Below are 5,338 nucleotides of genomic sequence, written 5' to 3' on the forward strand. Positions count from 1 at the left end.
TTGCCCTATAATGAGCTCATCCCGACGCGATACAGCAAACGAACTTAGCTTAGTGGGTTAAGTTGTTAAATGTTTATTGCGTCTTATTTATCACTTACGTAGTGGTAAATTGATCATTAAGAGAATATGAAGAACAACTTGAGTGGATTTTTACTGAATGATTGATCGAATTATTATCATTGATTGATTGGTTTAAATTACTCGAAGTTTATTTGAGAGAATTTGTCAGTACATTGATGAGCCAGAATTGTGACCTTAAGTCACTAATGATTTTAACTGAAGAGTTTGATCATGGCTCAGATTGAACGCTGGCGGCAGGCTTAACACATGCAAGTCGAGCGGGGGAGGTTGCTTCGGTAACTGACCTAGCGGCGGACGGGTGAGTAATACTTAGGAATCTGCCTATTAATGGGGGACAACATCTCGAAAGGGATGCTAATACCGCATACGCCCTACGGGGGAAAGCAGGGGATCACTTGTGACCTTGCGTTAATAGATGAGCCTAAGTCGGATTAGCTAGTTGGTGGGGTAAAGGCCTACCAAGGCGACGATCTGTAGCGGGTCTGAGAGGATGATCCGCCACACTGGGACTGAGACACGGCCCAGACTCCTACGGGAGGCAGCAGTGGGGAATATTGGACAATGGGGGGAACCCTGATCCAGCCATGCCGCGTGTGTGAAGAAGGCCTTATGGTTGTAAAGCACTTTAAGCGAGGAGGAGGCTCTTTTGGTTAATACCCAAGATGAGTGGACGTTACTCGCAGAATAAGCACCGGCTAACTCTGTGCCAGCAGCCGCGGTAATACAGAGGGTGCGAGCGTTAATCGGATTTACTGGGCGTAAAGCGTGCGTAGGCGGCTTTTTAAGTCGGATGTGAAATCCCCGAGCTTAACTTGGGAATTGCATTCGATACTGGGAAGCTAGAGTATGGGAGAGGATGGTAGAATTCCAGGTGTAGCGGTGAAATGCGTAGAGATCTGGAGGAATACCGATGGCGAAGGCAGCCATCTGGCCTAATACTGACGCTGAGGTACGAAAGCATGGGGAGCAAACAGGATTAGATACCCTGGTAGTCCATGCCGTAAACGATGTCTACTAGCCGTTGGGGTCTTTGAGACTTTAGTGGCGCAGCTAACGCGATAAGTAGACCGCCTGGGGAGTACGGTCGCAAGACTAAAACTCAAATGAATTGACGGGGGCCCGCACAAGCGGTGGAGCATGTGGTTTAATTCGATGCAACGCGAAGAACCTTACCTGGTCTTGACATAGTAAGAACTTTCCAGAGATGGATTGGTGCCTTCGGGAACTTACATACAGGTGCTGCATGGCTGTCGTCAGCTCGTGTCGTGAGATGTTGGGTTAAGTCCCGCAACGAGCGCAACCCTTTTCCTTACTTGCCAGCATTTCGGATGGGAACTTTAAGGATACTGCCAGTGACAAACTGGAGGAAGGCGGGGACGACGTCAAGTCATCATGGCCCTTACGACCAGGGCTACACACGTGCTACAATGGTCGGTACAAAGGGTTGCTACCTAGCGATAGGATGCTAATCTCAAAAAGCCGATCGTAGTCCGGATTGGAGTCTGCAACTCGACTCCATGAAGTCGGAATCGCTAGTAATCGCGGATCAGAATGCCGCGGTGAATACGTTCCCGGGCCTTGTACACACCGCCCGTCACACCATGGGAGTTTGTTGCACCAGAAGTAGGTAGTCTAACCGTAAGGAGGACGCTTACCACGGTGTGGCCGATGACTGGGGTGAAGTCGTAACAAGGTAGCCGTAGGGGAACCTGCGGCTGGATCACCTCCTTAACGAAAGATTGACGATTGGTAAGAATCCACAACAAGTTGTTCTTCATTGATGTATCTGAGGGTCTGTAGCTCAGTTGGTTAGAGCACACGCTTGATAAGCGTGGGGTCACAAGTTCAAGTCTTGTCAGACCCACCAAGTCTACTGAACACAGAAGAGCAGATATATTAAGATCTTAAGCTGGGGACTTAGCTTAGTTGGTAGAGCGCCTGCTTTGCACGCAGGAGGTCAGGAGTTCGACTCTCCTAGTCTCCACCACTACTACGCAGTTACCTGATTAAAAAAAGATTGATTATAGAAATTAATGAACTGAAGTTTATAGAGTTTATTAACTTCTGTGATTTATCACAGTGAACTACTTGCTGACGAGGCGGTAGAGAATCATTAACAGAATATATTTGAGTTGAAATAATTGTTTAACTCGTTTTATGAAGCTTAACAAGCAATTGTTAATGTGGAGTGAAATGAGAACTAGCGATAAAACTGAATCAAGCGTTTTGGTATATGAATTAAATTGAAGCTGTACAGTGATTAAGTTCACAAGCAACAAATAGAAGTGGTTAAATCCACATTGTTGATCCTCCTTGTAGGGATTAACGACTGTTTGGGGTTGTATAGTCAAGTAATTAAGTGCATGTGGTGGATGCCTTGGCAGTCAGAGGCGAAGAAAGACGTAATAGCCTGCGATAAGCTTCGGGGAGGCGGCAAATATCCTGTGATCCGGAGATTTCTGAATGGGGAAACCCACTTACCATAAGGTAGGTATCGCATGATGAATACATAGTCATGCGAGGCGAACGAGGGGAAGTGAAACATCTCAGTACCCTTAGGAAAAGAAATCAATTGAGATTCCCTCAGTAGCGGCGAGCGAACGGGGATCAGCCCATTAAGTTATATGTGTATTAGCGGAAAGCTCTGGGAAGTGCTACCGTAGAGGGTGATAGTCCCGTACACGAAAGTGCACATATAATGATGACGAGTAGGGCGAGGCACGTGAAACCTTGTCTGAATATGGGGGGACCATCCTCCAAGGCTAAATACTCCTGACTGACCGATAGTGAACCAGTACCGTGAGGGAAAGGCGAAAAGAACCCCTGTGAGGGGAGTGAAATAGATCCTGAAACCGCATGCATACAAGCAGTGGGAGCCAACTTGTTTGGTGACTGCGTACCTTTTGTATAATGGGTCAGCGACTTATATTCAGTAGCAAGGTTAACCGTATAGGGGAGCCGTAGAGAAATCGAGTCTTAATAGGGCGTTTAGTTGCTGGGTATAGACCCGAAACCGGGTGATCTATCCATGAGCAGGTTGAAGGTTGGGTAACACTAACTGGAGGACCGAACCCACTGTCGTTGAAAAGCCAGGGGATGACTTGTGGATAGGGGTGAAAGGCTAATCAAACTCGGTGATAGCTGGTTCTCCCCGAAAGCTATTTAGGTAGCGCCTCGGACGAATACCATAGGGGGTAGAGCACTGTTTCGGCTAGGGGGTCATCCCGACTTACCAAACCGATGCAAACTCCGAATACCTATGAGTACTATCCGGGAGACAGACTGCGGGTGCTAACGTCCGTAGTCAAGAGGAAAACAATCCAGACCGCCAGCTAAGGCCCCAAAATTATAGTTAAGTGGGAAACGATGTGGGAAGGCATAGACAGCTAGGAGGTTGGCTTAGAAGCAGCCACCCTTTAAAGAAAGCGTAATAGCTCACTAGTCGAGTCGGCCTGCGCGGAAGATGTAACGGGGCTAAAACTATATGCCGAAGCTGCGGATGTATACATTGTATACGTGGTAGGGGAGCGTTCTGTAAGCCGATGAAGGTGTGTTGAGAAGCATGCTGGAGGTATCAGAAGTGCGAATGCTGACGTGAGTAACGACAAAACGGGTGAAAAACCCGTTCGCTGAAAGACCAAGGGTTCCAGTCCAACGTTAATCGGGGCTGGGTGAGTCGACCCCTAAGGCGAGGCCGAGAGGCGTAGTCGATGGGAAATTGGTTAATATTCCAATACTTCTGTGTAATGCGATGAGAGGACGGAGAAAGTTAAGTCAGCCTGGCGTTGGTTGTCCAGGTGAAAGGTTGTAGGCATGCATCTTAGGCAAATCCGGGGTGCTCTATGCTGAGAACTGATAGCAAGCGAGTTTACTCGTGAAGTGGCTGATACTATGCTTCCAGGAAAAGTCTCTAAGCTTCAGTTACACAGGAATCGTACCCGAAACCGACACAGGTGGTCAGGTCGAGTAGACCAAAGCGCTTGAGAGAACTCTGCTGAAGGAACTAGGCAAAATGGTACCGTAACTTCGGGAGAAGGTACGCTGCTGACGGTGATAGGACTTGCTCCTTGAGCTATTGGCAGCCACAGAAACCAGGCCCCTGCAACTGTTTATTAAAAACATAGCACTCTGCAAACACGAAAGTGGACGTATAGGGTGTGATGCCTGCCCGGTGCTGGAAGGTTAATTGATGGGGTTAGCGTAAGCGAAGCTCTTGATCGAAGCCCCAGTAAACGGCGGCCGTAACTATAACGGTCCTAAGGTAGCGAAATTCCTTGTCGGGTAAGTTCCGACCTGCACGAATGGCATAATGATGGGGGCGCTGTCTCCAGCAGAGGCTCAGTGAAATCGAAATCGCCGTGAAGATGCGGTGTACCCGCGGCTAGACGGAAAGACCCCGTGAACCTTTACTGCAGCTTGACATTGAACTTTGATCTTACTTGTGTAGGATAGGTGGGAGGCTTAGAAGTAGCGACGCCAGTTGCTATGGAGCCATCCTTGAAATACCACCCTGGTAATATTGAGGTTCTAACTCTGTCCCGTTATCCGGGACGAGGACCATGTCTGGTGGGTAGTTTGACTGGGGCGGTCTCCTCCTAAAGAGTAACGGAGGAGTACGAAGGTGCGCTCAGCGTGGTCGGAAATCACGCGTAGAGTATAAAGGCAAAAGCGCGCTTAACTGCGAGACCCACAAGTCGAGCAGGTACGAAAGTAGGTCTTAGTGATCCGGTGGTTCTGTATGGAAGGGCCATCGCTCAACGGATAAAAGGTACTCTGGGGATAACAGGCTGATACCGCCCAAGAGTTCATATCGACGGCGGTGTTTGGCACCTCGATGTCGGCTCATCTCATCCTGGGGCTGAAGCAGGTCCCAAGGGTATGGCTGTTCGCCATTTAAAGAGGTACGCGAGCTGGGTTTAGAACGTCGTGAGACAGTTCGGTCCCTATCTACCGTGGGCGTTGGAAATTTGAGAGGATCTGCTCCTAGTACGAGAGGACCAGAGTGGACGAACCTCTGGTGTACCGGTTGTGACGCCAGTCGCATCGCCGGGTAGCTATGTTCGGAAGGGATAACCGCTGAAAGCATCTAAGCGGGAAGCCTACCTCAAGATAAGATTTCCCTAGGACTTTATGTCCTCTAAAGAGCCGTTGAAGACTACGACGTTGATAGGTTGGATGTGGAAGTGCGGTGACGCATGAAGCTGACCAATACTAATTGCTCGTGAGGCTTGACTATACAACACCCAAGCAGTTGTAT

2 tRNA genes and 2 rRNA genes are annotated in these 5,338 nt (G+C 48.8%); all 4 read left to right on the forward strand.

Going from position 1 to position 5,338, the window contains the following annotated elements:
• Positions 1-273 precede the first annotated feature (273 nt).
• Positions 274-1,812 (forward strand): 16S ribosomal RNA (locus AAV97_RS00080).
• A 59-nt stretch (positions 1,813-1,871) separates the two neighbouring features.
• Positions 1,872-1,948, forward strand: a tRNA-Ile gene (locus AAV97_RS00085).
• 44 nt (positions 1,949-1,992) lie between these two features.
• A tRNA-Ala gene (locus AAV97_RS00090) sits at positions 1,993-2,068 on the forward strand.
• Positions 2,069-2,426: 358 nt separating this feature from the next.
• Positions 2,427-5,317, forward strand: a 23S ribosomal RNA gene (locus AAV97_RS00095).
• The 16S and 23S rRNA genes sit together here with 2 tRNA genes alongside, the layout of an rRNA operon.
• The last annotated feature ends 21 nt before the right edge of the window (positions 5,318-5,338 follow it).

The organism is Acinetobacter sp. Ag2, from assembly GCF_001005515.1.
Classification (GTDB): Bacteria; Pseudomonadota; Gammaproteobacteria; order Pseudomonadales; family Moraxellaceae; genus Acinetobacter; species Acinetobacter bereziniae.